This window comes from Streptomyces sp. NPDC006798 (genome assembly GCF_040635975.1).
Lineage (GTDB): Bacteria > Actinomycetota > Actinomycetes > Streptomycetales > Streptomycetaceae > Streptomyces.
Genome location: NZ_JBEYIS010000035.1, coordinates 60501 through 83537 on the forward strand (window position 1 = coordinate 60501; position 23037 = coordinate 83537).

Here is a 23037-nt window from a genome sequence, read left to right on the forward strand (position 1 = left end):
GGTCCTTCCCCACCGCGTGGGGGTGTTCCGGCGGTACCGCCTTCCGGCCTGCCGTGCCGTTCGTCCTTCCCCACCGCGTGGGGGTGTTCCGGCAGGGCTCCTGTCCGGCATCGACCTCGCCTCGTCCTTCCCCACCGCGTGGGGGTGTTCCGACGATGTCGTAGTCGCCGGGGTTGGCGTAGGCGTCCTTCCCCACCGCGTGGGGGTGTTCCGAGGTCGGCACCTACCTCGACCGCCGGGGCCGCGTCCTTCCCCACCGCGTGGGGGTGTTCCTTTCAATGAGCGATACCCGTACGACTGAACTCCGTCCTTCCCGACCGCGTGGGGGTGTTCCGCTGTTCCGGCCCGTCCACGAGGGCGTGTGGTGGTCCTTCCCCACCGCGTGGGGGTGTTCCGGCGGGGCTCAGCCAGCCCTCCCACCGGCGGGTGTCCTTCCCCACCGCGTGGGGGTGTTCCGGGGATCCGCTGAACATCGGTCGGCACCGCGAGGTCCTTCCCCACCGCGTGGGGGTGTTCCGCGGAGGCTCGGCGACTTCGGCGCGTAGTGGGTGTCCCTTCCCACCGCGTGGGGGTGTTCCGTTCGTGGAGTTCACGAAGGAGTCGGTGGTCCTGTCCCTCCCCACCGCGTGGGGGTGTTCCGGCCGACGCGCTCGGCCGGTACGTCGTCAAGCTGTCCCTCCCCACCGCGTGGGGGTGTTCCTTGTACTGCTCGCGCTTCGCGATCCCGCAGACTGTCCCTCCCCACCGCGTGGGGGTGTTCCGCTGTCCCGGGAGGCGACGTACATCGACGAGGAGTCCCTCCCCACCGCGTGGGGGTGTTCCGATCCCTGCACTACGCAGTCGTTCAGGCTCAGTGTCCCTCCCCACCGCGTGGGGGTGTTCCGCCGCTGCCGTTGCCCCGGGGGGTGTATCCGGCGTCCCTCCCCACCGCGTGGGGGTGTTCCGGACCCCGCCGCAGACGTCGAAGAAGGGGGCGGGTCCCTCCCCACCGCGTGGGGGTGTTCCGGCGCTGCCCGAACTCACCGTCCTGCGGGTCACGTCCCTCCCCACCGCGTGGGGGTGTTCCGCCCTTCGGGGTGGCGCCGCCCCATACGTACGGGTCTCTCCCCACCGCGTGGAGGTGTTCCGGCTCTCCTACCTACCGGTAGGGGGTGCCATGCGTCCCTCCCCACCGCGTGGGGGTGTTCCGCCGACGGCCAGATCCGCCCCCGGACGCGGCACGGCGAAGCTGAACCGGAACACCCAGGTAGCCCGGCAGACATGCCATCCGCACGAGCGGAAGCGCGCCACCCATTGCGGCAGAAGCACAAGGGCCCACCCCAAGCGCAGGGATCCGTCCCCACCGCGCCGCCCTACGTCGAGGAGAACCGGCACGGCGTCCGTCAGCCATGGAAGTCCTCTGGGACTTTTCTGGGACTTCCGGCTCCATCAACCAGCACGATCGTGAAACAGCTGAAAGGTCATTCACGCAGGTCAGCTACCATCAGCCACTCATCGCAGCAGGTCACCGCGCCCACTGGTCTCTTCCGCGACATCTGACCAGGTCTCCACGTGGGCCCCATCAGGCGACTCGGACATCTGTCTCAGCCTCCTCCCGCCAGAGAAGGTGTATGTCGGACGAACGGAAACCGGACACACAGAGCGACAGTCCCCGATCGCATGCCAGTCGAAGCCAGATCCGTGGACTGTACGGTCCTTCCCGGCTTGACGCTCATACGACGCTCAGGACCCAGAACCTTCGACCTCCAGGGAGGCTAAACCGCCCCTGACCTGCACGGATATCAACAACGCCACACGCCGACCTCTTCCCGATGACACACCACGTGAAGCGAGCGCTCGCGCCAAGCCAAGGCAGTGCTCTCGCCCAGCCATCGCCCCACCATCCAACCAAGATCCGGACCATTCCCGGGCCAAGCTGCGGCCGAAAGGCTCCAGGAGGAGCATTTCTGCTGATCAGAGCGTCACAGTCCTTGTTACCACCAGCAGACGAAGAACTTGCTGGTGTCGTACTCGGCGAAGAAGCTGGGCTTGTTCTAGGAGCTGTGCGGGAGGCGGTACGGCCGCACAGTGCCCCTGCCAACCTCCTCATCCGCCCGTGCCTGCCCGGGGAAAAGCGGTGCGTTGTCTTCCCGTGGCGGCCGGGTCCGCCGTGCGCCTGGTCTCGGAGGCGAAGGGCTGCCGGGGCCGGCCACCCGGTGTCCCGGCCGGCCCGGTGGGCGGGGCGTTCCGTGCCGCCCGGTGTCAGAGGGCACCACTACGGTGCCGCCATGACACATGAACCCTCCACCGCAACGGACTCCTGGGACCAGCAGCTCTCGGACGCGTTCGCCGTACTGCTCGGGCGGCCTCTGAGCGAGTACGACCCCGGCGCGGTGTACGCCGCCTCCGCCGACGGCAATCTGCTGGACGAGAACTAGTTCCGGCAGGACGCCGCCTGGGTGCGCCCCGCGGCGCTCAGCGGTGCCGAGCCGGTCGTCTGGGACTGCTCCCTGTTCGACGCCTCCGTCCGGACGCCGGTCTTCGACGCGAGCCGTACAATCTTCGAATTTCCCGCCGGGGACGGGCGGTCGGCGCTGCCCGGGGAGTTCGCCGCCGCCGTCGGCGCGGCTTGCTTCAGCGAGGACCTGGTCCGCGGTGCCGACCTCGCCCCACTGGTGAAGCGGTACGGGGTCGACCTCGCCGACCCCGCCGTCGCGGGCGCCTGGACCGTATTCTTCCCCCGGCTGGTCTCCGACGGCACCCTTCTCGGCGCCCTGAAGGCCGCCCTCGACACCGGCCACCGGCCCGAGGACCTGATGGAGTCCGAGGCGGAGCCCGACGAGGAGTGGGAGGAGCGACTGGCCGCGATATCCCACCCCGGAATCCGTGATCACCTCAAGCACTTCTGCACCGACGGCGACCTGGGCCTGATGCCCCTGACCGAAGAGGAGCTGCGGGCGACCGGACTGGAAGACGCGGGCTGTGAAGCGGTCGCGGCCTGGGAGGACGGCCACGGCCAGATCGACATCACGATCGTCCGCCTGAGCCCGCTGGTTGCCGGCGCCTGAGCCGTCTCCCTGCAGATTGCGCCGAGCCCCGAACACCCGGCCGGCGTCACCTTCCTTCCGCGCCTGCCCGCCGGGCGCGGGCGGCCGACGCTTGACCTGAACCTTGGTTGATGTACGAGAGTCGTGTCATCGAACGGCGAGACGAGGAGGTTCCGATGACACAGCCCAGGATCCTGGTGACCGGCGCGACCGGACAGGTCGGCGGTGCGGTGGTGACCCAACTGCATGCGGCGGGCGTTCCCGTGCGGGCGCTGGTGAGAGGGGAGGCGGATTTCCCGGAGGGTGTGCAGGCGGTCCGCGGTGATCTCGGTGATCCCTCGTCGCTGGACACGGCTCTGGAGGGAGTCGATTCGGTCTTTTTGGTGTGGCCGTTCCTGAGCGCCGAGGGCTCGTCGGAGGTGATCGACGCGATCGGGAAACATGCCCGGCGGGTCGTGTATCTGTCATCCGCCGGGGTGGGGAGTGAGGAGAAGCCGGGTGAGGCGATCACCATGTTCCACACGGAGCTGGAGCGGCGGATCGAGGCGTCGGGCCTGGAGTGGACTGCGCTGCGGCCCACCGGGTTCGCGAGCAACACGCTGGGCTGGGCGGAGGAGATCCGCGCTACCGGTGCGGTACGGGCGCCGCTGGCAGGGCTGGCCCGCCCGCTGATCCACGAGGCGGATATCGCTGCGGTCGCCGTCCAGGCGCTGACGACCGATGCCCTGATCGGCGCGCACACCCTGATCACGGGCCTCGAACTGATCACCCAGGAACGGCAGGTGGCGCTGATCGGCGAGGCGATCGGGCGGTCGCTGCGGTTCGAGGAGATCGCACTGGACGAGGCCGTCGAGCAGATGAAGGCCGCGGGCTATCCGGCAGAGCTGGTGGATGCCGTGCTGCCGGCCCAGGCACAGTTGCTCGACGAACCGGAGCCGGTGAACGGCGAGGTGGAGCGCATCACGGGCACCCCGGCCCGGTCCTTCCGGGAGTGGGCGGTGGACCATGCGGAGGACTTCCGCTGAAAGGGATGCCCATCACTTGGCCGGCGTCCCGGTGCCCTGCCGCGCGGGCGTGTACTGCGCCGGTGGCGGCGTCGGACGTGCGGTGCGGGCTATCGTCCCGCCGCCGCCCAGGTCGCGAAGAGCCGGGACAGCGCCGCCCGGACCTCCGCAGCGTGCGCACCCTCGCGTCGGGCCCCGGGGGCGAGTTCGACGTGGAGGAAGGCCACCCGGTGCCGCTGCGCCGATTCCCCCTGGACGTTGTGATCCCTTCCAGGGGGCACCCGTCGGCCCACCCCCGGCAGACGCGGAGCCCGCGGTCCGCCATGCGGTCGGCCAACGCCCTCGCCTCCTCGGGCGCGGTGAGGGCGACGCCGGTGAAGAGGCGACGTCATAGGGGCGGTCCGGCTTCTTCGCGAAGCCATGCAGTTGCACCCCCGGGACACCGCGCTCCTGCAGTTCGAGACCATCACGTGGAAGGCGCTCCCGGTGCGGTGCGCGACGTCCGCAGCGTCACCGCGGCCGGCCTCGCGGTGTGCTCCGGCGACAACGGCGGGCGGAGCAGTGCGTCTGGTTCCGGTTCGAGTGCGACGCGCAGTGGTTCCACAACGAGATCCACGACTACGGGATCGTCGCCCTCTCCGCCGACCGCCGCCGGATCGCCGTCCTCGCGGCGACGGACACGGACTGAGGAGAGGTCACCGGCGCGGCACGACGGGGTCGGCGGCTCCGGAGGCCCCGGGCCGAGCCCGGGGCCGGGTCCGGCGGGTTCCGGGCGGACCGCCTACCGTTCGATACGGCGGAAGCCGGCCGGGCCGCCGGGCCACCAGGCGCGCTCGTCCAGGCTCCGGACCAGGGCGGGGACCAGCAGAGAGCGGACGACCAGGGTGTCCAGGAGGACGCCGAACGCCACGATGAAGGCGATCTGGATCAGGAACGCCAGCGGGATCACCCCCAGCGCCGCGAAGGTCGCCGCCAGGACCACCCCGGCCGAGGTGATCACCCCGCCGGTCGCCACCAGTCCGTGCCGCAGGCCCTCGCGCGTACCGAGGCGGATCGACTCCTCGCGGACCCGGGACATCAGGAAGATGTTGTAGTCGACCCCGAGCGCGACCAGGAAGACGAATCCGTACAGCGGTACCGAGGCGTCCGTGCCGGTGAAGCCGAACAGATGGGTGAAGACCAGGGTCGCGACGCCGAGGGTGGCGAAGAAGTTCAGCGCGACCGTCGCCACCAGCAGCAGCGGCATCAGCAGGGAGCGCAGCAGCGCCATGAGGACGACCAGGATGATCGCCAGAACGACCGGGACGATCAGGGCGCGATCGTCCGCCGCCGTCCGCTGGGTGTCGATCCGCTGGGCGGTGACGCCGCCCACCAGCGCGTCGGCACCGGGCACGGCGTGGACGGCCTCGCGCAGCGCGGCCACGGTCCGTTCGGCCGTCTCGCCGTCGGCGGGGTCGGCCAGGGTGACGTCCAGCCGGACCCGGCCGTCGGCGATCAGAGGCGGGCCGCCCGGGGCACCGCCGGCGGTCGTCGGGAGGACGGAGGCGACGCCCGGCACCTCGCGGGCGGCGGCGGTGACCGGCTCCAGGGCCTCGGCGCGCGCGATCACCACGGCGGGGCTGCCGGAACCGCCCGGGAAGTGCTCGCCGAGGACGGCCTGCGCGGTCACCGAGGGCGCGTCGCCGACGAGGGTCTCGTCCAGGGGCACTCCGCGCGAGGTCAGGTTCGGGGCGAAGGCCGCGCAGACGAGCAGCGCCGCCAGGGTGACGGCCCAGACCCGGCGCGGCGCCCGGTCCACCAGGTCGGCGATCCGCCGCCAGATCCGGTGCGACCCCGTCCCCGACGCCGGGTCTTCCCGGTGGGGCCGCGCGGGCCAGTAGGCCGCGCGGCCGAGGAGGACGAGCACCGCGGGGAGGAAGGTGAGGGCCGCCGCGACCGCGCAGACGATGCCGATGGCCCCGACGGGCCCCAGCGCGCGATTGTTGGTCAGATCGCTCAGCAGGAGCGCGAGCAGTCCGAGTGCCACGGTGGCCGCGCTGGCCAGCACCGGTCCGGCCGTACGGCGCAGGGCGGCCCGCATCGCCGCCGTACGGTCGTCGCCCCGCTCCAGCTCCTCGCGGAATCTGGCCGTCAGGAGCAGCGCGTAGTCCGTGGCCGCCCCGATCACCAGGATGGAGAGGATTCCCTGGACCTGGCCGTCGACCCGTACGATCCCGCGATCGGCGAGGGCGTACACCACGGCGCAGGCGAGGGCGAGGGCGAAGACGGCGGCCACGATGATCAGCAGTGGCAGCAGGACGCTGCGGTAGACCAGCAGCAGGATGACGAGCACTGTCGCCAGGGCCACGCCCAGCAGCAGACCGTCGATCCCGGAGAAGGCGTTCTTGAGGTCCGCCTGGGCGGCCGCCGGGCCCGCGAGGTGGACGGTGGTTCCCGCGGCCTTCCCGGCCTCGGCCCCGATCTCGTCCAGGGCGTCCGCCAGGCCGTCGCCGAGGTCGGTCCGCAGTGGTACCACCGCCCGCAGGGCGCGGCCGTCGTCCGAGGCGAGGGCGGGGGACGGTCTCCCGGCGAGCAGGGGTGAGCCGTCGATTCCGGCCAGGGCGCCGGTGGCGTCCGCGCGCGCCGTCGCCGGCAGCGGGCCGTCCTCGCGCGCGGTCCAGACGACGACGAGCGGCACGGCGTCGCTCTGCCGGAAGTCCTTCTGCATATCGATGACCCGGGTCGACTCGGCGGCACGGGGCAGGAAGGCCGCCTGGTCGTTGGTGGCGACCTCGCCGAGCTTTCCCGCGTACGGGCCGAGCATCCCGCCGACACCCAGCCAGCCGACGAGGAGCAGCAGCGGGATCAGCAGACGGGCGGCGCGGGAGGGGCGGCCGGGGTGGGCGGTTCGGGGCATGGAGGACACATCCGCTGTCTCGGCGGGGCGACTGACGGGCCGATTATCTTGATGGAATGAGATATTCGGATCGTAGGGCACGCCGATGACTCCGGTCGCACCCACCCCGCTCGCCGTCACACCGCCGGGGTCGGGGGCTCCTCCAGGCGGGCCATCTCCTCACTGAAGGCGGCCAGGAACCGCAGCACCACGTCGAGTTCCTCGTCCTCGAACCGGCCTCGCGCCCGCTCCCCCGCCACGGCCAGCGGCCGGAAGAAGGCCCGCGCGGCCAGCCGGGCCTCGTCCACGTACTCGACGCGGACCACCCGCCGGTCCGCCTCGTCCCGGGTACGGCGGATATGACCGGCGCGCTCCAGCCGGTCGAGACAGGCGGTCACGGCTCCGGACGTCAGCCCCAGTCGCGTCCGCAGCATCCCCGGGGTGACCGGCTCCTCCGCGTCCAGGACGGCGGCGAGCGCGCTCACATCCGTGGCGTGCAGTCCCTGGGCCGTGGCGAAGGCGTCCGTCAGCCGGTTGATCTCGCCGTTCACCCGCCGCAGGGAGACGGCCAGCGCTCTCAGCCGCTGCGAGGCCGCCGCACCGCCGTCATTCTCGCCGTTCACGCCCGGCAGCGTACCGGCCCGGACATCGTCCGCCCCGGGCTGGTTCCAGTTGTCACGCCGGGCACCCCCCGGGCACATCGGCGAACCGGGCCGCGCCCCGGCGCAGGGCAGAGGCCGCGCGGGAGTCCGCAGTTCGCTGTTCGGCCCGTCGGGGGAAACGGGGTTTGCCCTCCGGGAGGAGGGCGAGACGAGTGACATGACTGTTTCCGAGAACACCAGCAACAGCGAGTCCGGCACCACCGCCCGCGGCGGTTCGCGAACCGCCGCCGAGAACGGGGCGGCCGGTGAGCGAACCACCCACGGCTCCCACTCGGCCAGGCCCGGGTCCGGGAACGGCGGCGAGCCCGCGAAGGCCCTCACCGTGCTGCCCGCGCCCCTCGCGGAGAAGACCCTGGCCGCCACCCGGGCGGTCCGCGAGACCCTCGGCGACGGCGGCGGACTCCGGACGGCCCTGGCCAACCGCAAGTCCCTGACCACCGGCGGTACGTCGGCGATCTCGGTCGCGGCGGTCACCGGCGCCTACTTCCTGGGGCGGCGCGCGGGGCTGCGCCGACGCGGCCCCCTCTCCCGGCTCACGGGCGGACGGATCTGACTCACCACCCGCACCGGACGGCGGACCGGTCGCGCGGTTCGGCCGGGCCCGGCCGCCCGGGGATTCCTGGTAGCGGCCGGGCCCGGGCCGCGTACTCACCGGGGAGATCGTGAAGGCGACCGGCCGCACTCCTTCGACCGGGCGCCCCGAGCCGGATGAGGTGTACGACGCACCCCTGAAACGGCGCCCCTGAGGGGACAAACGGGCGGCGACGCACAAGGGGCCGACACCGGATACCGGCCGGGCACCGCCCTCCGTTCGCCGTGGCATCACGGCGTCGGCCGGTGAGAGGAGCCGCCCCGGCCTTACCGCCCCGGGGGGACGGGCTCGTACAAGACGTACGAGGAATGCCGTCGGGCCGCCGCACCGCGGAGTGTTCGGAATTCAGCGCGCCCGGAGTCGGCCGGAAAGTCTCGTCGGTCAGCACGCCCCTCTCTACCGGGTGGAGAGAAGGCCGACACCCCCGATCTCGGCCCGGTAGCGCCCCCGCGGAGCTGACATGCGGCCCCTCACCCCGGAGGACCCGCGCGCCTTCGGCCCGTACCGTACGCTCGTCCGGCCCGGCGCGGGCGGCATGGGCGTGGTCTGCCTGGGGCGCTCGGCGGGCGGCGCGCTCGCCGCCGTCAAGGTGATCCGGGTCGAACACGCCGCCGACCCCGGCTTCCGGACCCGCTTCCGGCGTGAGGCCGAGGCCGCCGCCCGGATCACCGGCCCCCGGGTGGTCCCGGTGCTCGGGAGCGCCGCGATCCACGGGGCCGGGCTGATCCACCGCGATGTCAAGCCAGGCCATGTGCCGCTCGCCCTCGACGGCCCCGCCTCGTCGACTTCGGGATCGCCCGCCACGAGGGGCCACCGCCCTGACCGCTACCGGCGCGGTGATCGGGACGCCCGGCTGTCTCGCCCCCGAGCAGGAGTCGGCCGGGCCCGTCGGCCCGCCGTCGGATGTGTTCGCCCTCGGCTGTGCCCTCGTGTACGCGGCGGTGGGTCGGGGGCCGTTCGGTCGGGGCGGCGTGGGTGCCCTGTTCCGGACCGTCCACGAAGAGCCGGACCTGACGGGCCTGCCACCGGGCCTGGTCCCCCTGATCACCGCCCGCCCCGCCAAGGGTTCCGCCGCCCGGCCGCCCGCGATCCGGATCCGCGACACCCCTGGCGGTGGGCGGCGGGGACGGGCCCGGGGACCGCGCGCGTATCCGGGCCGGCCCGGGGCGCCGGACCCGTCCGAAGCGCCCGGTACCGGCCCCGGCCACTGGCCGATGCCCCCGGGCTGCCCGCGCGGATCGCCGAGCGGCCCTCGCGCGCCCGGACCCCGGTCCGGCCTTCTCGCCGACTGGGGCCGGACCGGCGTCCTGCCCTTCCCGGCCCTCCCGCAGACGACCGCTGACCGCCGGGGCGGTCCTTGCGGCAAGCGGTTCCGGCGCGGCCTGGATCGGCCTGCGGGAGAGCGGCACCGGGGCGGCCGGATCCGCGATGACGCCACGTACACGATCGGTCTCCACGCCGATCTCAGCGGGCCCGGCCGTGCCACCGGTCTCGCCCACCGGCGTGGCGTCAAGCTCGCCATCGCCGACCACAACGCCCGCGAGGACACCGTGTTCCGGTTCGCGCCGCGTACCGCGGACGACGCGGACGACGCGGGGGATCCGGCGACGGCGCTCCGGACGGCCGACCGCCTGGCGGCGGATCCCTCGGTCATCGCGGTCATCGGGCCGACCGGCGACACGCTGCGCGCAGACCTCGTCTCCCGGTACGGCACCGCACGGCTCGCCCTGGTCGTCGTCGCGGCGGGCTCCAGCGCCGTCCAGCCCGCCACGGGCCGCCACCACCGCGTCACCCGCCCCCTGGACCACATGCTCACCGCCGGCCTCATCAGCTATCCGACCCACACCCGCCCCGCCGAACGCGTCCTGCTGGTCGAGGACGCGGCCGACGCCGGTCTCGGCGGCCGGATCGGGCGCGTGTTCCGCGACTTGCCCCTGCCCGGGTTCACCCTCCTCGAACAGCCCCTCGCCCCGGGGAACGCGAGCTTCGGGACGGTGGCCCGGAAGGCCGTCAGCGGCCGGGCGGACGCGGTGCTCTTCGCGGGCGGCGACGCGTCCCGGGCCGCCCGCCCGGCCGTCGCGCCGGCCGGTGAGGGCGTCACCGGCACCCGCGTCAGCGCCGGGCCCGCCCTCTCACCCGCCTTCCTCCGCGCCGGGGGCGAGGCCGCCGAGGGCTGGGGCTTCGCCCAGGCGTACGCCGACCCCGCCGCCCTGCCGACAGCCCGCGCCTTCACCGCCGCCCACCGCCGGCGCTTCGGCGTGCCCCCGGCCACCTGGGCCGCCGAGGCATACGAAGCGCCCGGCCTGATCGCCCGCGCGGCCGGGACCACCAGCGCCTCGGACGAGGTACGCAGCGGCATCACGCATCGGCTCGTACGGACCGAGCACCGAGGCATCGTACGCACCCTCGCCTTCCACGCCGCGACCCGCGCGGTCCGGTACGAGAACGGCGTCTTCCTCTACCGGACGGCGTCTTCCTCTACCGGATCGAGAATCACCGCCCCCGTTTCCTGAACCCGCACAAGGAGGTGCGAAGCGCCTCCGCACGGTTCCGGTCCGGCACTGGTGCCGCCCGGACGACGCCCTGGCGGACCCCGGCCGTCCGCTCGACCCGGCGGACACACCGCGCGCAACGGCTGCACACCGTCCACGCGGCCCGGCGGCCGACGCGTTCGGTCGGCACAGCGCCTGTGAACCGGCGCCCTCCGGGGGCCGATCGCGCCGATGTGTCCGTGTATCCGTACCCATCTGTCACAGGCTCTCGACAGAGCCAACCGGACGGGCGGATCACCTCCTCCTGCTGAGCGGGCCGACAGACCGGTCCGCTTCCGCGCGAGCCCAGGAGGAATCACCGATGTCCCAGACGACCATGTCCGCCGTTCGCCGTATCCGGGGCCGGGTCACGGCACTCGCCGTAGCCGGTACCGCGATCGCCCTCCTCGCCCCGGCGTCGGCGACCGCGACGACGACGACGGCGACGGCGGCCGGGCCCGCCCGTGCCTCGTCGGCCGACCCGGTCGCCGTCCTGAAGTACAGCGCCCAGGAGCGGAAGGCGGCCCTCGCGTACTGGACGCCCGCCCGTATCAAGGCCGTCGGGAAGTCCGTGGACCTCGGTCCGACAGGACCGAAGACCAAAACCTGGCGGGGCACACCCCTGAAGACCGTGGGACGCCTCTTCTTCGTCAACGCCGGCGGCGCCGACAGCTGGTGCACGGCCACCGCCGTCAAGAGCGCCAACAAGTCCGTCGTGATGACCGCGGCGCACTGCGTACGCCGCGGGGCGGCCCCCGACATGACCAACATCGACATGGTGTTCGTCCCCGGCTACCACAAGGGCAAGCAGCCGCACGGCGCGTTCGCCGTCCGCGCCGCCGCCACCCCGCGCAGCTTCCACACCGACTCCGTGAACGACATGGCCGCCCTCACCGTCGACGCCGACCGGAAGGGACGCAAGCTCACCGATGTCGTCGGCGCCACGCCCATCGCCTTCAACCGCCCCGTCGGCGGCACCGTCCATTCCTTCGGCTACCCCGCCTCCAGCCCGCAGCTCGGCGAAGAACTCCTGTACTCCACCGGTAAAGCGAAGAAGGAGCACGGCCTCCAGTACATTCCCGGTGACATGACCGGCGGCTCCAGCGGAGGCCCCTGGCTCACCGACTTCGACACCGCCACAGGCAAGGGCACCCTCGTCTCCGTCAACAGCGCCATGGACTCCTTCACCCCCACCAAGGGCTACGGGGAGATCTTCGGATCCACCGCGAAGAAGGTCTACGAACGCGCCGCCCGGAGTGCATGACGCACGGTACGTTTCCACGCCCGGCCCGGTGCCGGGCGTGCAGCGGTACGGTCCGACCGCCCCGCCGGGGACGCCGTTTCCCGCGATGTGGTGAGCGGCGGGCGGATCGTCAGTCGGCGAGGCGGAGGGCGGTGACGAGGCGGAAGCGTTCCAGAACCGTGGGCGTCGTGTCGTCCACGGTGAACTCCGGGTCGTCCAGCGCGGCGCGCATCTCCTCGCTGTGCCAGAACCGCTCGTGGTTCGCCCGCCACTCGGCCACGCCGGTGTTCCCCTCGCCCTCGTCCACCACATGAGCGAGATCCACCTGTGCCAGTGGGACGACACGAACGCCGGTGATCTCGATGACCGCGACCGGACGGTCCTGCGAGTCGATGACCACCGAACGGCTCCCGACTTCCGGCAGGGGCTCCCCCTCGTGCTCGTAGCCGACGAGAAGTCCTGTGGTGGACGTCTTGGTACCGTCGAGGATCGCCGCGACAAGCCGGTCGCGGAGAGGGCCGGGGAAGGCGAACTCGGCCCTGGGCATCGATGCCGGGTTCGCGAGTGGGACGGCGTCGGTCGTCGTGCGATCACGGTCACCCGCCGATGCCACGGCACCCCCTCTTGAATACGTTGTACGCACCTTACGGCTTGCCACCGTCCGAGCCGGCCCGGGCGGTGGCAACGGCTTCAGCGGAGACCGTCCCGGCATCGAGGTCAATACCTGATCAACGTCCGGACGTGGCGAGCCTGCGCGGCTCGATGCGCTTCTCCACCACTTCGGCTCCATCACGTGTGACGATGGAGGCGCCCTTGCCGGGACGTTCCGTCACCGGCCCCACCGATTCCGTTCCGCGGTACACCAGACCGACGCCGTCGTCTGTGCGGTGAGCGGCGGGTACGGCGCCGGTCGCTACGAGTCGGCAAGTCAGCGCGCCGGCCCTCGTGGGAGTCGTCGTGCACCCCGTTGCCGTACGGCAGGAAGCCGAGTGCGTTCGTGACCGGGCGCAGTTCGGGTCCGAGCGAGTCGGTCGCGCCGCCTTGGAACCAGCAGAGGGAGCCTGCGCTGACCCCGCTCTGCACGACACCGGCCTGCCAGGCGCGGTACATGACGCGGTCCAGGCCGTGCGCCCTCCACACCGCCGGCAGATTGACCACCGAGCCGCCCATGACCCGGACCACGTCGTGGTCGAGGACCGCGCCCTCGATGTCCTCGACGTCGGGCCCGGGGAACAGGTGCAGCGGTGTCAGATCGAAGTCGGCTACCCGCGCGGCCTCGGCCATCCGGGCCGTGAAGTGCTCGGCGTCCCCGATGGCGGTGCCGACGTACATGACGCGCGGCGCCGGCCGTGCGCTCCGGAGAGGTCGACCGCGTGCTGCACCAGAGCGTCGAACAGCGCCCTGGTCCGTCCCCCGGCCCGATGCCCGCCGGAGGTCGCGAGAACAGCCGGTTCCAATACCGCCATGACCATAACCGTATCGGTGCCCATGCCGACCGGCGCCGGGCGCCGGGCTCGTACGGGCTCTGCCGAGGCGGGCCGCCGGACAGCCCTCGCGGTGAACCCGCTCGACCTGGTTGCCTCCTTGAAGAGATCATTGGGTATGGAGTTCCTCTGCTACCACCGCGACCGGCCTTCCTCCCTGCCACTACGTGACGAGCTGCTGGAAGAGCATTGGTCGTACATGGACCAGTACGCGAAGGAGATGATCGCCCGGGGGCCGACGCTCGCCGACGACGGCGACACACCCACCGGAAGCGTGCACATCGTCGACCTGCCCGACCCCGCCGGCGCCCGCGCGTTCGCCTTCGACGAGCCGAACTACCAGGCCGGTGTCTACCGGGACGTGCTGCTACGACGATGGCGCAACACGCTGGGACGCACCATGTGGGACTTCCCCGGCGGCCGGACCGGCGGCAACCGGTACCTGGTGCTCGGCCTCGGCGCAGGACCGGCCGCCGACCTCGTGGTGCCGCCCGGCCGGAACGAACTGATCGCCTACGGACCGCTGTTGTCCGACAACGGCGTCACCTGGCTGGGCACCGCGGCGCTGGTCAGAGCGCCGGACCCGGACACGGCACGAGCCCTGCTGACCTCCCACCGGTACGCCCACATCGAGGTGCACAACTGGCAGTTCGGAGGGCGTTCGTAGTCGAGGACGCCCGCCGACATCATCGCCGGCCGCACCCTGAACAGGCCCTGGCCGGACGGCACGATCGCCGCGCGGCGCCATGGATCGGCCGGCCGCGACGGTGAACGCCTCCGGATGCGCGAATCAGGCTCTGATCCGCTGCGGAGCCGCAGCGGGCCGTGTCGGACCTGTGCCGGATGATTCGGGTCATGTTGATGGCGACCGATGAACGTGGCTCCGTGGTGAGGAGACCGTCCCGGCCGGCTGTCGGGAGGATGCTCGCCGGGCTGCGACGCGGCAATGCTCACCTCGTTCTGGAACAGGTGGATGAGGATCGGCCCGGCAGTTGGTACATGCAGGTACTGCTGTGCGAGAACAACACCTTCCAGCTCGAGTACCGGGACGGTACGGCCGAACTGCATTACCGGACCCGGACGGTATCCCGGGAGAAGGTTCTCGGCGCCCTGCTCGGCTGGGCACACGCCGAACCGGACTGGAAGGACGGCTTCATGTGGCACAACATCGCCGAGCAGTTCACCCCCGGAACGTGATGGACCGGGGGGACTGGGGGCGCCCTGCTCCGCACGCGTCGGGGGCGGCGCGCCGGATACTGCGGTCCCGGCGGAATCACCGGCCGCCCGGTCCGCCTCAGGGCCCTCAGACGCTGCCGCGCTGTTGGTGGAACGGTGGCAGGGGGTCTGTTCGTTGGTCGTTCATGGATGATCGGCATTCGGTGACGGTTCAGGCTCTGGAGTTGGTCGGAGCCCGGTTCCCCGACGCGCTGGGGGCGGTGCTGGGCGGCTCGGCCGTGCGCGGCCGGGCCCTGCCGGGCAGTGACCTCGATCTGGCCGTCCTCCTTCCGGAGGGCGAGACGAGCCGCCGCGAGGTGGTACGTCACGACGGGCGCCTGGCCTAACTGTTCCTGCACACCCTCGCGGACGCCCCGGTCCACTTCGAACGGGACCGGGCCCTGCGCCGCGGCACCATCCTGTTCGTCTACGACCAGGGACTGCCCCTGACCGACCCCCTCGGTCATAGGGCGGAGCTGCGGGAACGCGCCCGCGCCGCCATCGCGGCAGGGCCCCCGCCGCTCACGGAAGCCGAATGGCGGCGGGGACGCCATGTCGACGAGACGGGCCGGGCATCCCCGCAGGGGCGGCCGGAAGCGCCCAGGATCCGGGCGACTATCCGGTCGGCGAGAAGCCCGACCTCAGCGACCCTGATCGCGCCGGACGGAACGGAGTACCGGATCAAGACCTTCGAGGCGAACGGCAGGCCCGACATCCAGGCGACCTACGGGATCAACGCCTCCTCCGGGGTGGCCGACGGCAGCTGGAGACTGAGAGTCCAGGACACCTACCCGGGCAACGAAGGCTTCCTCGACAGCTGGAAGATCACCTTCTGACCGTACCCGCCGGGGAAGCCGACGGAGACCTCGCCCAGGGCATACGGCACCACACGGTACCGATTACAGCCCCCGGCTGGATATCCGCCGAAATCCCGGCAGATACCGAGATCACGGTGGCGGCTCGCACCGCGGTCCGCCTGAAGTGAGGCTCAGTTGCCAACGGGCGGGTCGATGAAGACGGCGCCGGTCTCCGTCATCCGTTCGACCGCGTAGGCCGGGTCGAGCAGCGCCTCGGGGGTGTGGATGCCGGGGGTGACGGCTTCGCCGCGCAGTCCGAGCAGTCGCTCGACGCCGAGGGCGATTCCGGTCGCGGTCAGGGGGCGTTGTCCTGCCGGGTGGACCAGGTAGCGGCTCGTACTGATCGGCGTGCCCTCTCGGTCCGCTCCTTCGAGGTCGATCCGGACCTCCAGGGACGCGGGCTCGCCGCGGCGGCGGCCCGCGGATTCGCCGACGGCGAAGTCGAAACGGACGTTGGGCGCGTCCGTCGCGAGGGCGAGGCTCGGTACGTCCAGGACGGCGATGCTCCGGCCAGGCAGACCGGTGCCGTCGGCACTGCGTACATCCGCCTGTGCGTCGGGGTCGGAGACCCAGGTGAAGACGCCGTCACGGCGTACGAGTCCCGCCGTGGTGGCGGTGGACCAGCGCTGCAGATCCGCCACTCCCGCCGGGCCGCCGGTGTCCAGTTCGTCCAGTACGGCACTGATCCGGATGGTGTCGATCCGGTCGAACCGCCGGGCCTGGTGCAGTGTCGCGAGGGCGACGGTACCGGCGCAGTAGTGGCTGGCCACCAGGATCGGCGCGGCGTTCGCCCGCTGGGCGCCCGCGACGACCTCCGGCGCGATGTCCGCCAGGCCGCTGGAAATGCTGAGGTAGGGCAGCCCGTGACGCTGCGCATAGCGCAGCCCGTGCAGGTGGTCGTCCCAGAGCGCGGCGACCACCGCCGAGTGGCGGCTCTCGGGCAGGAGGCCGAGATCGCCGCGCCGCAGGTCGATGGTCGTGGCCGTGGCGGCGCCGAGTCCGTCGGCCACCCGCTGTGCGCGTTCCATGTCGCGGCCCGCGACGGTGAGCGGCAGTTCCGGGTGCCAGCGGCGCAGGAGGGCGGCGGTGTCCCTGCCGGCTTGTCCCGTACCGCCCAGGATGAGTACCGATTCCGGCTGTCCCACTGTGGGTTCCCCCTCGAATCCATGAAGCTACATTTTGTAGCCTACGTTTTGTAGCTTAGATTGGAGGGGGAACGCAAGGGAGGACCATGGCCACCACATCGACCCGCCTGTCCAAGCAGGCCAGACGGGAGCAGTTGCTGGACACCGCCGCGGCGATCGTGCGCGCTCGGGGCGCCGACGGTCTGACGCTGGTCACCCTCGCGGAGGAAGCCGGGGTCAGCAGGCCGATCGCCTACGATCACTTCGGCACTCGCCCCGGCCTGCTGCTCGCGCTCTACCGGCGGTTCGACGAACGCCACCGGGCCGCGATCGCACGGGCGCTGCGGGAGGCCGGACCCGGCGCCGACGAAGTGGCCCACGTCATCAGCACCGCGTACTTCGCCTGCGCCACCGACATCCCGGAGCTCGGCGCCGTCTCCGCCGCGCTGAAGGGGAACCCGGAAATGGAGTCGGTCCAGCACGAGCTGACCGACGGCTACACGGACCTGATGGCCGACGCGCTGCTGCCGCACTCGGGCCTCGCGCCCCGAGCCCTCCGGCTGCGGTGCGTCGGCGTGCTCGGCGCGGCCGAGGCGATCGCCGCCGAGCTGAACCGGGAACGAACGACCCGTGCCGAAGCGGTCACGGCGTTGTCCGACCTGATACTGGGCGGTCTCGGCTCGGCTCCAGGGCCGACCGTCAGACCGTCCGATTCGGACCCGGAGGGCGATCGGGCATCGGCATGACGTCCGGTCGCCTGTCCGGCCCGGGTACGGATGCGCTCGGCGAGGGCGTCGAGCAGGGCCTCACGGACGTCGTGGCCGAGCCTTCCGTACAGCGGCCTCGGGCGGAGACGGAGTCCGATCGGTACGGTTCCCTGCCCGCCCGGCCGCCGAGGTCCCGGGCGCGCGCATGGCGGGGTGACACCTTGTCGAGGAAGACGCTCACCGATCCGGGGATACCCGGCGCGGCTATCCGCGGGTCAGGATGCGGTCCAGCCGGTCCCAGTCGTAGATCGCGTCGTAGAGCTCCCCGGACAGGTGCTTCCCGTTGACGACGACCGTGGGGGTGCCCGGCCCGCGAGGGTCATCGCCGTTGGCGGCGTCGTAGGCCGCTTGTGAACGTACGACGAAGTCACGGTGGCTCATGGTGGCAACAGCGGCGTCGAACTTGCCGCTGCGCAGCCCTGGAACCTGACCGGCCAGTTCCAGCAGGAACTCCGTGGTGTATCCGCCCGAGGCCTCGGCCTCGGCCCGGTGACGGAAGATCACCTCGTGATACTCCGTGAACAGCTTCGCGTCGGGCGCGGCCCTCAGGGCGTTGACCGCGCGCTTCGACCCATCGCCTCCCAGGCTGTCGTCGCGGAACGACGCGAGGGTGTACTCGGTCCTCACCCGGCGCTCACGTGTCCGGCTCCGCGGCACCTCCGCACCGTCGCTCAGCTCGAACTCCTCGACGACCGGGCAGCGCGGATCCTCGTACACCCGGACGGTCACCGGCGCGCTGGAATCCCCCACGGTGATCGTCGTGCCATCCGCGCCCAGGCTCTCCGGCAACTGGTCGTCAAAGACGTAAGGAGGCGGCAGCTCCTGGGCCCGGGCGGGCGCGGCCCGGTCGGTCCGGCCGCAGCCGGCCGGCAACAGCGCCCCCGTCATGATCACAACACAAGTCCTTCTCGCGTCCCGGACCATCATCCCCCGCTCCGACCGGCAATGCACCGGACTACAGGAAGTTCCGGTACTCGGCGCCCGGAATATCGAACCCCGGCCCGCCCGCCCGGGGCGGAACGCTACGGCCCTGCCACCGGGCCGCTCGCCGACCCGAACGGGGGCGGTGGCGGCCGGGCCCGGTACGCGGGACTTGCGCAGGACTCCCCGCAGACACGCGGGATGGGGGGCGCGGTTCCGGACGGCCGCGCGGCCCTCCGGAACCGCGCCCCGGCCAGGGAAGTCCTGCCGAGTGTGTACTACCGCGGCCCGGAGACCGGGGCATCGCACGGTCCCGGGTGCGGTCGTCGCAACAGGAGACGGATAATCAGAAGGGCTGCTCGTGAGTCATTCAGGCATGACGAACTCATCCCGTCGTCATCTATCCCTACTGGTGGCCGCCGTGTTCACGGCTACCACGGCTGTCCCCGCGTTCGCCGCGCCGGCGCCGCGGCAGAACACTCCCTTGGCATGGCGGGCTTCTCAACTCTTCCCTGCCGACGCGACGGTCATCTCGACCGCGCGTCTCAATGACCAGACCACCTGGGTCTCCGGGATGCGTTTCGCCTCGCAGGGCGGCAGTTCCCGCTTCGAGCCGGTTCTGTGGGAACGCGACGAACAGAAGGGCGGTCGCTGGTCAGAGGTGCCCGCCGCTTCGGTGTCCTACGACACTCGGTTCAACGACGTCGACGTTTCCTCGCCGCGGAACGCGCTGATCGTCGGCGACCGGCCGGAGGCCGCTGACGGTATCGTGACCCGGCGATGGGACGGCAGGACATGGACGACGGCCCTGGCCCCGGTCCCCAAGGGCACGGTGTCCGCCGGATTCCTGTCCGCCGAGGCCCTCTCCCCCACTCAGGGCTGGGCCGCCGGGTGAGCGCAGGTTCCCTCACCGGACGGGACCCGCTCGGTGGGGCAACTCCAGCACTGGAACGGCACCACCTGGACCCCTGCCCGCCTCCCGGACGTGGGTGAGGGTCCTACCGGTGGATGGACTCTCGCGGAGGTGGCGGCGAGCGACAGCGGGAACGTCTGGGCGGTCGGCGGCACCTTCAGCTCCACGAAGGCCGAGGCGCTGGTTCTGCGCTTCGACGGAAAGCGGTGGAAGAAGCAGCCTCTCCCCCGGGTCGAGGGCCGTGCCCGTCTGAACGCCGTCGCGACCGCGCCCGACGGCACCGTCTGGGCTGTCGGTGAAATTCGTACGCCTGACGGGACTGAAAGCGGTCTCGCGCTGCGCTGGGACGGTCGGTCGTGGAAACGGATCGCGCTGCCGGACCGAACCGTCAGTATCGAGAAGGCGACCTTCGGCAAGGGTGAAGTCGTTCTGCTGGCGCAGACGGCCGGAGCCGGGCCCGCCGCACTGCGCCGGGCAGGAGACACCTGGGTCTCCCTCGGGCTGCCCACCACCGTGAAGGGACGCCCGCTCTCGCCCTTCGACATCTCGGGGCACGGGGACACCATCGACGTCACCGGAGTACTTCCGGGGGAGCCTCCGGGATCCACCGGCCCGGGAATCGTGCTGACCGCACGACGCTGAGCCCGGTCGGCTCCGGGCCCCCGCCGGTGATCGCGGGGACCGCGAAGGTTCGAACGCCTCGCCCCGGCACGCGTCCACGCCTCGCCCGATGACGGATCGCGTGGAGCACGGACGTCAGCGACGACGAGTACGGAGGGAAGCAGCGGAACACCCCCACGAGCGTGGGGATGTTCCGCGCGACAGTTGCCGGTCGTGAGGATGCGGCCGGTTTCGCACGGCGTCCCGTGAGCCGGATCCCGGGCCGGGTCGACGCCCGTTTGCGGCCAACTCGGCGCTCTTGCCTGTGAGTCGGAGTCGGCGAACCCGGCCGGGCGGCCGTCCGGGGGAGACGGCACGGCTCACTATTCTGGTCTTGATCAAGTCAGTCGGATCATGAATACGGGGGAGTACACGATGAGAGCCGGGGGTACGGGGGACGCTGCTGGCAGTGGCGTTGACGGTGGCGGTGACGACCCACGTGGTGATCGGCGAGGTGGAGTCGGCGGACCCTGGGGCGGGCGGTCTGCCGATGGACGCGTACCGGAACCGGGCCGGACGGTCTCCCCCGGGCCGGTGAGACGGGCCGCCTCGCTCAGGTCGCCCGCGACGGATTCCGCGCGTCCGGCCCCGGCAGGCACCCCAGAGCCGGGAACCCACGGACCGCTTTCTGCTTATTGAACTGAAATATACTGATGTGGTGAGTGAGAATCTTCCCCCCTGCCCCGAGTGTTCCAGCGCCTACACCTACGAAATGGGGGCGCTCCTGGTCTGCCCCGAGTGCGGCCACGAGTGGTCGCCGACCACCGCGGGCAGCGCGCCCGGGACCGGGGACGGCGCGGGCCGGACGGTTCGCGACGCGGTGGGCAATGTCCTCGCCGACGGCGACACCGTCACCGTGGTGAAGACCTTGAAGGTCAAGGGCAGCCCGACCGGGATCAAGGCGGGCACGAAGGTCCGCAACATCCGTCTCGTCGACGGTACCGACGGCCACGACATCGACTGCAAGGTCGACGGGTTCGGCGCGATGCAGCTCAAGTCGAGCGTGGTCAAGAAGGCCTGACCCGCCCGAGACCGCCCCGGCCCACCGGTCCGCCCTCGCCATCCGCGCGAGGTCTTCCGACCGGTGGGCCGGCCTCTCTCCGCACTTCCGCCGCCGGGCGGCGGGGCACGCGTCGGCCTCCCCGCTCGCCTCCGCAGGCGAACATCACGCCGTTTCCGCACCTCAGGACCATCCCCTGCCGGTACGAACCGGCTCGGAAGCAGTCGTGGAACACCGGCGTACGGCATCCCCGCCGCGGGGCGCGCGGCGCTTCCGCCCGTACCGCCACCCGGCCCGGCGCCTTCATAGATCGAATTTCGGGACGGGCAACTCCCTTTCGGCCAAAGCCCGTTACTCTGTGCGCAGTTTCACGGTCCGTCCCTCCGGGCCTTCGCACGGCACCACCCCCCTCTCCCGGTTCCCGCTACCCGGCCGACCGCTGCCCGCGAGCCGCCGACCCTCGGGTTCCGGCCACCAGCTAGCCGAAGGCACCCCCATGCGCCCGAGACGTCTGATCACCCCTGCGATAGCCCTGGGACTCACCGCGGCCCTCTTCCCCGCCGTTCCCAGCGCCGCCGCCCCCGCGTCCCCCGCCGCCCCCACCGGCCGGACGCTCACCTGGGGCACCTGCGGCCCCGATCTCCCCCCGAACGTGGAGTGCGCCGTACTCCCCGTCCCGGCGGACTACCGCGACCCCGGCAGCCGGACCATCGAGATGGCCGTCTCCCGTATCAAGGCCGCCGATCCCGCGAAGCGCCGCGGTGTGCTGCTCTTCAACCCCGGCGGGCCGGGCGGGCCGGGTCTGTTCTATCCCCTGTGGATGGCCGAGACCCTGCCTCAGCCGGTGAAGGACCAGTACGACCTGATCGGCTTCGACCCGCGCGGCGTGGGCGCCAGCAGCCCCCTGTCCTGCGGCACCACCACCCGCGACGAGCGGCTCACCTTCCGCCCCTACCGGGACGCCACCTTCGCCAAGGACGTCGCCTGGGCCCGCGACCTCGCCGCCAAGTGCCGGGCCAACACCCCCGACATCGCCCACTTCACCACCCGTAACACCGCCCGCGACATGGACCGGCTCCGGGCCGCCCTCGGCGAACGGCGGATCTCCTACTTCGGTCTCTCCTACGGCACCTACCTGGGCGCCGTCTACACGCAGATGTTCCCCGAGCGCGCCGACCGCTTCGTCCTCGACAGCGCCGTCGACCCGAAGCGGGTGTGGCGGGGCATGGTGCAGAACTGGGCCTCGGAGGCGGAGCCCGCGTTCCGGCGGTGGGCGCGGTGGACCGCCGAACACTCCTCGACGTACGGGGTCGGCAACACCCCCGCCGAAGTCACCCGGCTCTTCTGGGAACTGGTCGAACGCGCCGACCGCACGCCCATCGACCTCGGCGGCCACCCGTACACCGGGGCCGAGATCCGCGACTGGATGCGCTGGGACATGTACCGTCCCGCGCTCGGCGCCGCGTTCCTGGTGAAGCTGCGCGACGCGGCCGAGGGCAAGCCCGTCGAACCCCAGCCGCCGTACGTCCCCTCCGACAACGACCTCGCCTCGTACACCGCCGTGACCTGCGGTGACGTCCGCTGGCCGACGAACCCGGCCCGTTACCGGGCCGACAGCCGCCGCGACAGCGCCCGCTACCCGTTCTTCGGCGACTCGGTGTCCAACATCGTGCCCTGCGCCTTCTGGGAGCGGCCCGTCGAGCCCGTGACCCGGGTCGGCAACTCGGTGCCGACGCTGATCGTCCAGAACGAGTGGGACTCACAGACTCCGCCCGTCGCCGCCCGGGGACTGCACCGGGCCCTGAAGGGCTCCCGGCTGGTGTACGTCGAGGAGGGCGAGGGGCACGGCGTCTACGGCCGCGGGACCAGCAGCTGCGCCGACGCGCTCACCACCCGCTATCTGGCCACCGGCGAACTCCCGGCCGCGGACGTGACCTGCGCCCCCGACCCGGCCCCGGCGGCCACCGCCCGCGGCACGGCACCGGACACCACGCCCGCACCGCGGCCCGGTCCGCGCGCCCCGTTCGGCGGACGCTGACCGGTACGGCACGGCGACGGCCACGGCCTCCGCGAGCCGGAACGCCGCGTCGGGGGAGTCGGTCTCGCCCAGTCCGTCGCGGTCCGGAAGTCCGCGTACGAGGAAGCGGCCGTCGGCGCGGTGGT

At 72.0% G+C, this 23037-nt stretch carries 21 protein-coding genes and 1 pseudogene; 16 read left to right on the forward strand and 6 right to left on the reverse strand.

Annotation, left to right across the window (positions count from 1 at the left end):
• Positions 1-2267: 2267 nt before the first annotated feature.
• The 4 genes from ABZ714_RS23060 to ABZ714_RS23075 all read left to right on the forward strand — a co-directional run bounded on the left by ABZ714_RS23060 (position 2268) and on the right by ABZ714_RS23075 (position 4718).
• A complete protein-coding gene (locus tag ABZ714_RS23060; protein ID WP_358827182.1) occupies positions 2268-2417 on the forward strand; it encodes a hypothetical protein in 150 nt (49 codons plus the stop codon).
• Positions 2418-2438: 21 nt separating this feature from the next.
• Positions 2439-3047, forward strand: a complete 609-nt coding sequence (locus ABZ714_RS23065) for a hypothetical protein (protein ID WP_358827183.1) — start codon at positions 2439-2441, stop codon at positions 3045-3047.
• Between the two features lie 155 nt (positions 3048-3202).
• The gene (locus ABZ714_RS23070; protein ID WP_358827184.1) at positions 3203-4051 is read left to right on the forward strand and encodes an NAD(P)H-binding protein; all 849 of its coding nucleotides are present in this window, start codon (positions 3203-3205) and stop codon (positions 4049-4051) included.
• Between the two features lie 511 nt (positions 4052-4562).
• A complete protein-coding gene (locus ABZ714_RS23075) occupies positions 4563-4718 on the forward strand; it encodes a DUF6183 family protein (RefSeq protein ID WP_358827185.1) in 156 nt (51 codons plus the stop codon).
• A gap of 93 nt (positions 4719-4811) precedes the next feature.
• Here the strand turns inward: ABZ714_RS23075 and ABZ714_RS23080 are convergent, their stop codons facing one another.
• Together ABZ714_RS23080 and ABZ714_RS23085 are read right to left on the reverse strand one after the other, a co-directional pair.
• Positions 4812-6926 (reverse strand): MMPL family transporter, encoded by a 2115-nt coding sequence (locus tag ABZ714_RS23080; RefSeq protein ID WP_358827186.1) that lies wholly within the window; start codon positions 6924-6926, stop codon positions 4812-4814.
• Positions 6927-7042: 116 nt separating this feature from the next.
• Positions 7043-7528, reverse strand: coding sequence for a MarR family transcriptional regulator (locus ABZ714_RS23085; protein ID WP_358827187.1), 486 nt, complete (start codon positions 7526-7528; stop codon positions 7043-7045).
• A 196-nt stretch (positions 7529-7724) separates the two neighbouring features.
• Between ABZ714_RS23085 and ABZ714_RS23090 the strand changes: the two genes are divergently transcribed.
• From ABZ714_RS23090 to ABZ714_RS23100, 3 genes are all read left to right on the forward strand, one after another.
• Complete coding sequence (locus ABZ714_RS23090; RefSeq protein WP_358827188.1) at positions 7725-8120, forward strand: hypothetical protein; 396 nt, start codon at positions 7725-7727, stop codon at positions 8118-8120.
• Positions 8121-8995: 875 nt separating this feature from the next.
• Positions 8996-10672, forward strand: coding sequence for an ABC transporter substrate-binding protein (locus tag ABZ714_RS23095; RefSeq protein ID WP_358827189.1), 1677 nt, complete (start codon positions 8996-8998; stop codon positions 10670-10672).
• Positions 10673-11012: 340 nt separating this feature from the next.
• Entirely contained in the window at positions 11013-11954 is a 942-nt protein-coding gene (locus ABZ714_RS23100; protein ID WP_358827190.1) for a trypsin-like peptidase domain-containing protein, read from the forward strand.
• Between the two features lie 109 nt (positions 11955-12063).
• Here the strand turns inward: ABZ714_RS23100 and ABZ714_RS23105 are convergent, their stop codons facing one another.
• Positions 12064-12480, reverse strand: coding sequence for an ASCH domain-containing protein (locus tag ABZ714_RS23105; protein WP_358827191.1), 417 nt, complete (start codon positions 12478-12480; stop codon positions 12064-12066).
• A gap of 181 nt (positions 12481-12661) precedes the next feature.
• Positions 12662-13399: pseudogene (locus ABZ714_RS23110) on the reverse strand (peptidase E).
• A gap of 136 nt (positions 13400-13535) precedes the next feature.
• Between ABZ714_RS23110 and ABZ714_RS23115 the strand changes: the two are divergent.
• The 4 genes from ABZ714_RS23115 (at position 13536) to ABZ714_RS23130 (ending at position 15468) form a co-directional block, all read left to right on the forward strand.
• Complete coding sequence (locus tag ABZ714_RS23115; protein WP_358827204.1) at positions 13536-14084, forward strand: YciI family protein; 549 nt, start codon at positions 13536-13538, stop codon at positions 14082-14084.
• 332 nt (positions 14085-14416) lie between these two features.
• On the forward strand, positions 14417-14614 hold the full coding sequence (locus ABZ714_RS23120) for a hypothetical protein (RefSeq protein WP_358827192.1): 198 nt from the start codon (positions 14417-14419) through the stop codon (positions 14612-14614).
• A 182-nt stretch (positions 14615-14796) separates the two neighbouring features.
• Positions 14797-14979 (forward strand): nucleotidyltransferase domain-containing protein, encoded by a 183-nt coding sequence (locus ABZ714_RS23125; protein ID WP_358827193.1) that lies wholly within the window; start codon positions 14797-14799, stop codon positions 14977-14979.
• Between the two features lie 270 nt (positions 14980-15249).
• On the forward strand, positions 15250-15468 hold the full coding sequence (locus ABZ714_RS23130; protein ID WP_358827205.1) for a proprotein convertase P-domain-containing protein: 219 nt from the start codon (positions 15250-15252) through the stop codon (positions 15466-15468).
• A gap of 152 nt (positions 15469-15620) precedes the next feature.
• Here ABZ714_RS23130 and ABZ714_RS23135 read toward each other — a convergent pair whose 3' ends face one another.
• The gene (locus ABZ714_RS23135) at positions 15621-16634 is read right to left on the reverse strand and encodes a saccharopine dehydrogenase (RefSeq protein WP_358827194.1); all 1014 of its coding nucleotides are present in this window, start codon (positions 16632-16634) and stop codon (positions 15621-15623) included.
• Between the two features lie 86 nt (positions 16635-16720).
• On the opposite strand from ABZ714_RS23135, the gene ABZ714_RS23140 reads away from it, so the two are divergent.
• Positions 16721-17359 carry a TetR/AcrR family transcriptional regulator gene (locus ABZ714_RS23140; RefSeq protein WP_358827195.1) on the forward strand — a complete coding sequence of 213 codons (639 nt, stop codon included), beginning with the start codon at positions 16721-16723 and terminating at the stop codon, positions 17357-17359.
• 225 nt (positions 17360-17584) lie between these two features.
• On the opposite strand, the gene ABZ714_RS23145 is transcribed toward ABZ714_RS23140, so the two are convergent.
• Positions 17585-18268, reverse strand: a complete 684-nt coding sequence (locus ABZ714_RS23145; RefSeq protein WP_358827206.1) for a thioredoxin domain-containing protein — start codon at positions 18266-18268, stop codon at positions 17585-17587.
• Positions 18269-18662: 394 nt separating this feature from the next.
• On the opposite strand from ABZ714_RS23145, the gene ABZ714_RS23150 reads away from it, so the two are divergent.
• The 4 genes from ABZ714_RS23150 to ABZ714_RS23165 all read left to right on the forward strand — a co-directional run bounded on the left by ABZ714_RS23150 (position 18663) and on the right by ABZ714_RS23165 (position 22912).
• Complete coding sequence (locus ABZ714_RS23150) at positions 18663-19196, forward strand: hypothetical protein (RefSeq protein WP_358827196.1); 534 nt, start codon at positions 18663-18665, stop codon at positions 19194-19196.
• Positions 19197-19325: 129 nt separating this feature from the next.
• Positions 19326-19856, forward strand: a complete 531-nt coding sequence (locus ABZ714_RS23155) for a hypothetical protein (RefSeq protein WP_358827197.1) — start codon at positions 19326-19328, stop codon at positions 19854-19856.
• 676 nt (positions 19857-20532) lie between these two features.
• A complete protein-coding gene (locus ABZ714_RS23160) occupies positions 20533-20895 on the forward strand; it encodes a zinc ribbon domain-containing protein YjdM (protein WP_358827198.1) in 363 nt (120 codons plus the stop codon).
• Positions 20896-21370: 475 nt separating this feature from the next.
• A complete protein-coding gene (locus ABZ714_RS23165) occupies positions 21371-22912 on the forward strand; it encodes an alpha/beta hydrolase (RefSeq protein WP_358827199.1) in 1542 nt (513 codons plus the stop codon).
• Positions 22913-23037: the final 125 nt, after the last annotated feature.

What these genes read in the sequence shown, in the direction of transcription:
- ABZ714_RS23060 (WP_358827182.1), top strand. Translation starts at nt 2,268, where the DNA reads ATGACACATGAACCCTCCACCGCAACGGACTCCTGGGACCAGCAGCTC.
- ABZ714_RS23070 (WP_358827184.1), top strand. Translation starts at nt 3,203, where the DNA reads ATGACACAGCCCAGGATCCTGGTGACCGGCGCGACCGGACAGGTCGGC.
- ABZ714_RS23080 (WP_358827186.1), bottom strand. Translation starts at nt 6,926, where the DNA reads ATGCCCCGAACCGCCCACCCCGGCCGCCCCTCCCGCGCCGCCCGTCTG.
- ABZ714_RS23090 (WP_358827188.1), top strand. Translation starts at nt 7,725, where the DNA reads ATGACTGTTTCCGAGAACACCAGCAACAGCGAGTCCGGCACCACCGCC.
- ABZ714_RS23100 (WP_358827190.1), top strand. Translation starts at nt 11,013, where the DNA reads ATGTCCCAGACGACCATGTCCGCCGTTCGCCGTATCCGGGGCCGGGTC.
- ABZ714_RS23105 (WP_358827191.1), bottom strand. Translation starts at nt 12,480, where the DNA reads ATGCCCAGGGCCGAGTTCGCCTTCCCCGGCCCTCTCCGCGACCGGCTT.
- ABZ714_RS23115 (WP_358827204.1), top strand. Translation starts at nt 13,536, where the DNA reads ATGGAGTTCCTCTGCTACCACCGCGACCGGCCTTCCTCCCTGCCACTA.
- ABZ714_RS23120 (WP_358827192.1), top strand. Translation starts at nt 14,417, where the DNA reads ATGCAGGTACTGCTGTGCGAGAACAACACCTTCCAGCTCGAGTACCGG.
- ABZ714_RS23140 (WP_358827195.1), top strand. Translation starts at nt 16,721, where the DNA reads ATGGCCACCACATCGACCCGCCTGTCCAAGCAGGCCAGACGGGAGCAG.
- ABZ714_RS23145 (WP_358827206.1), bottom strand. Translation starts at nt 18,268, where the DNA reads ATGACGGGGGCGCTGTTGCCGGCCGGCTGCGGCCGGACCGACCGGGCC.
- ABZ714_RS23165 (WP_358827199.1), top strand. Translation starts at nt 21,371, where the DNA reads ATGCGCCCGAGACGTCTGATCACCCCTGCGATAGCCCTGGGACTCACC.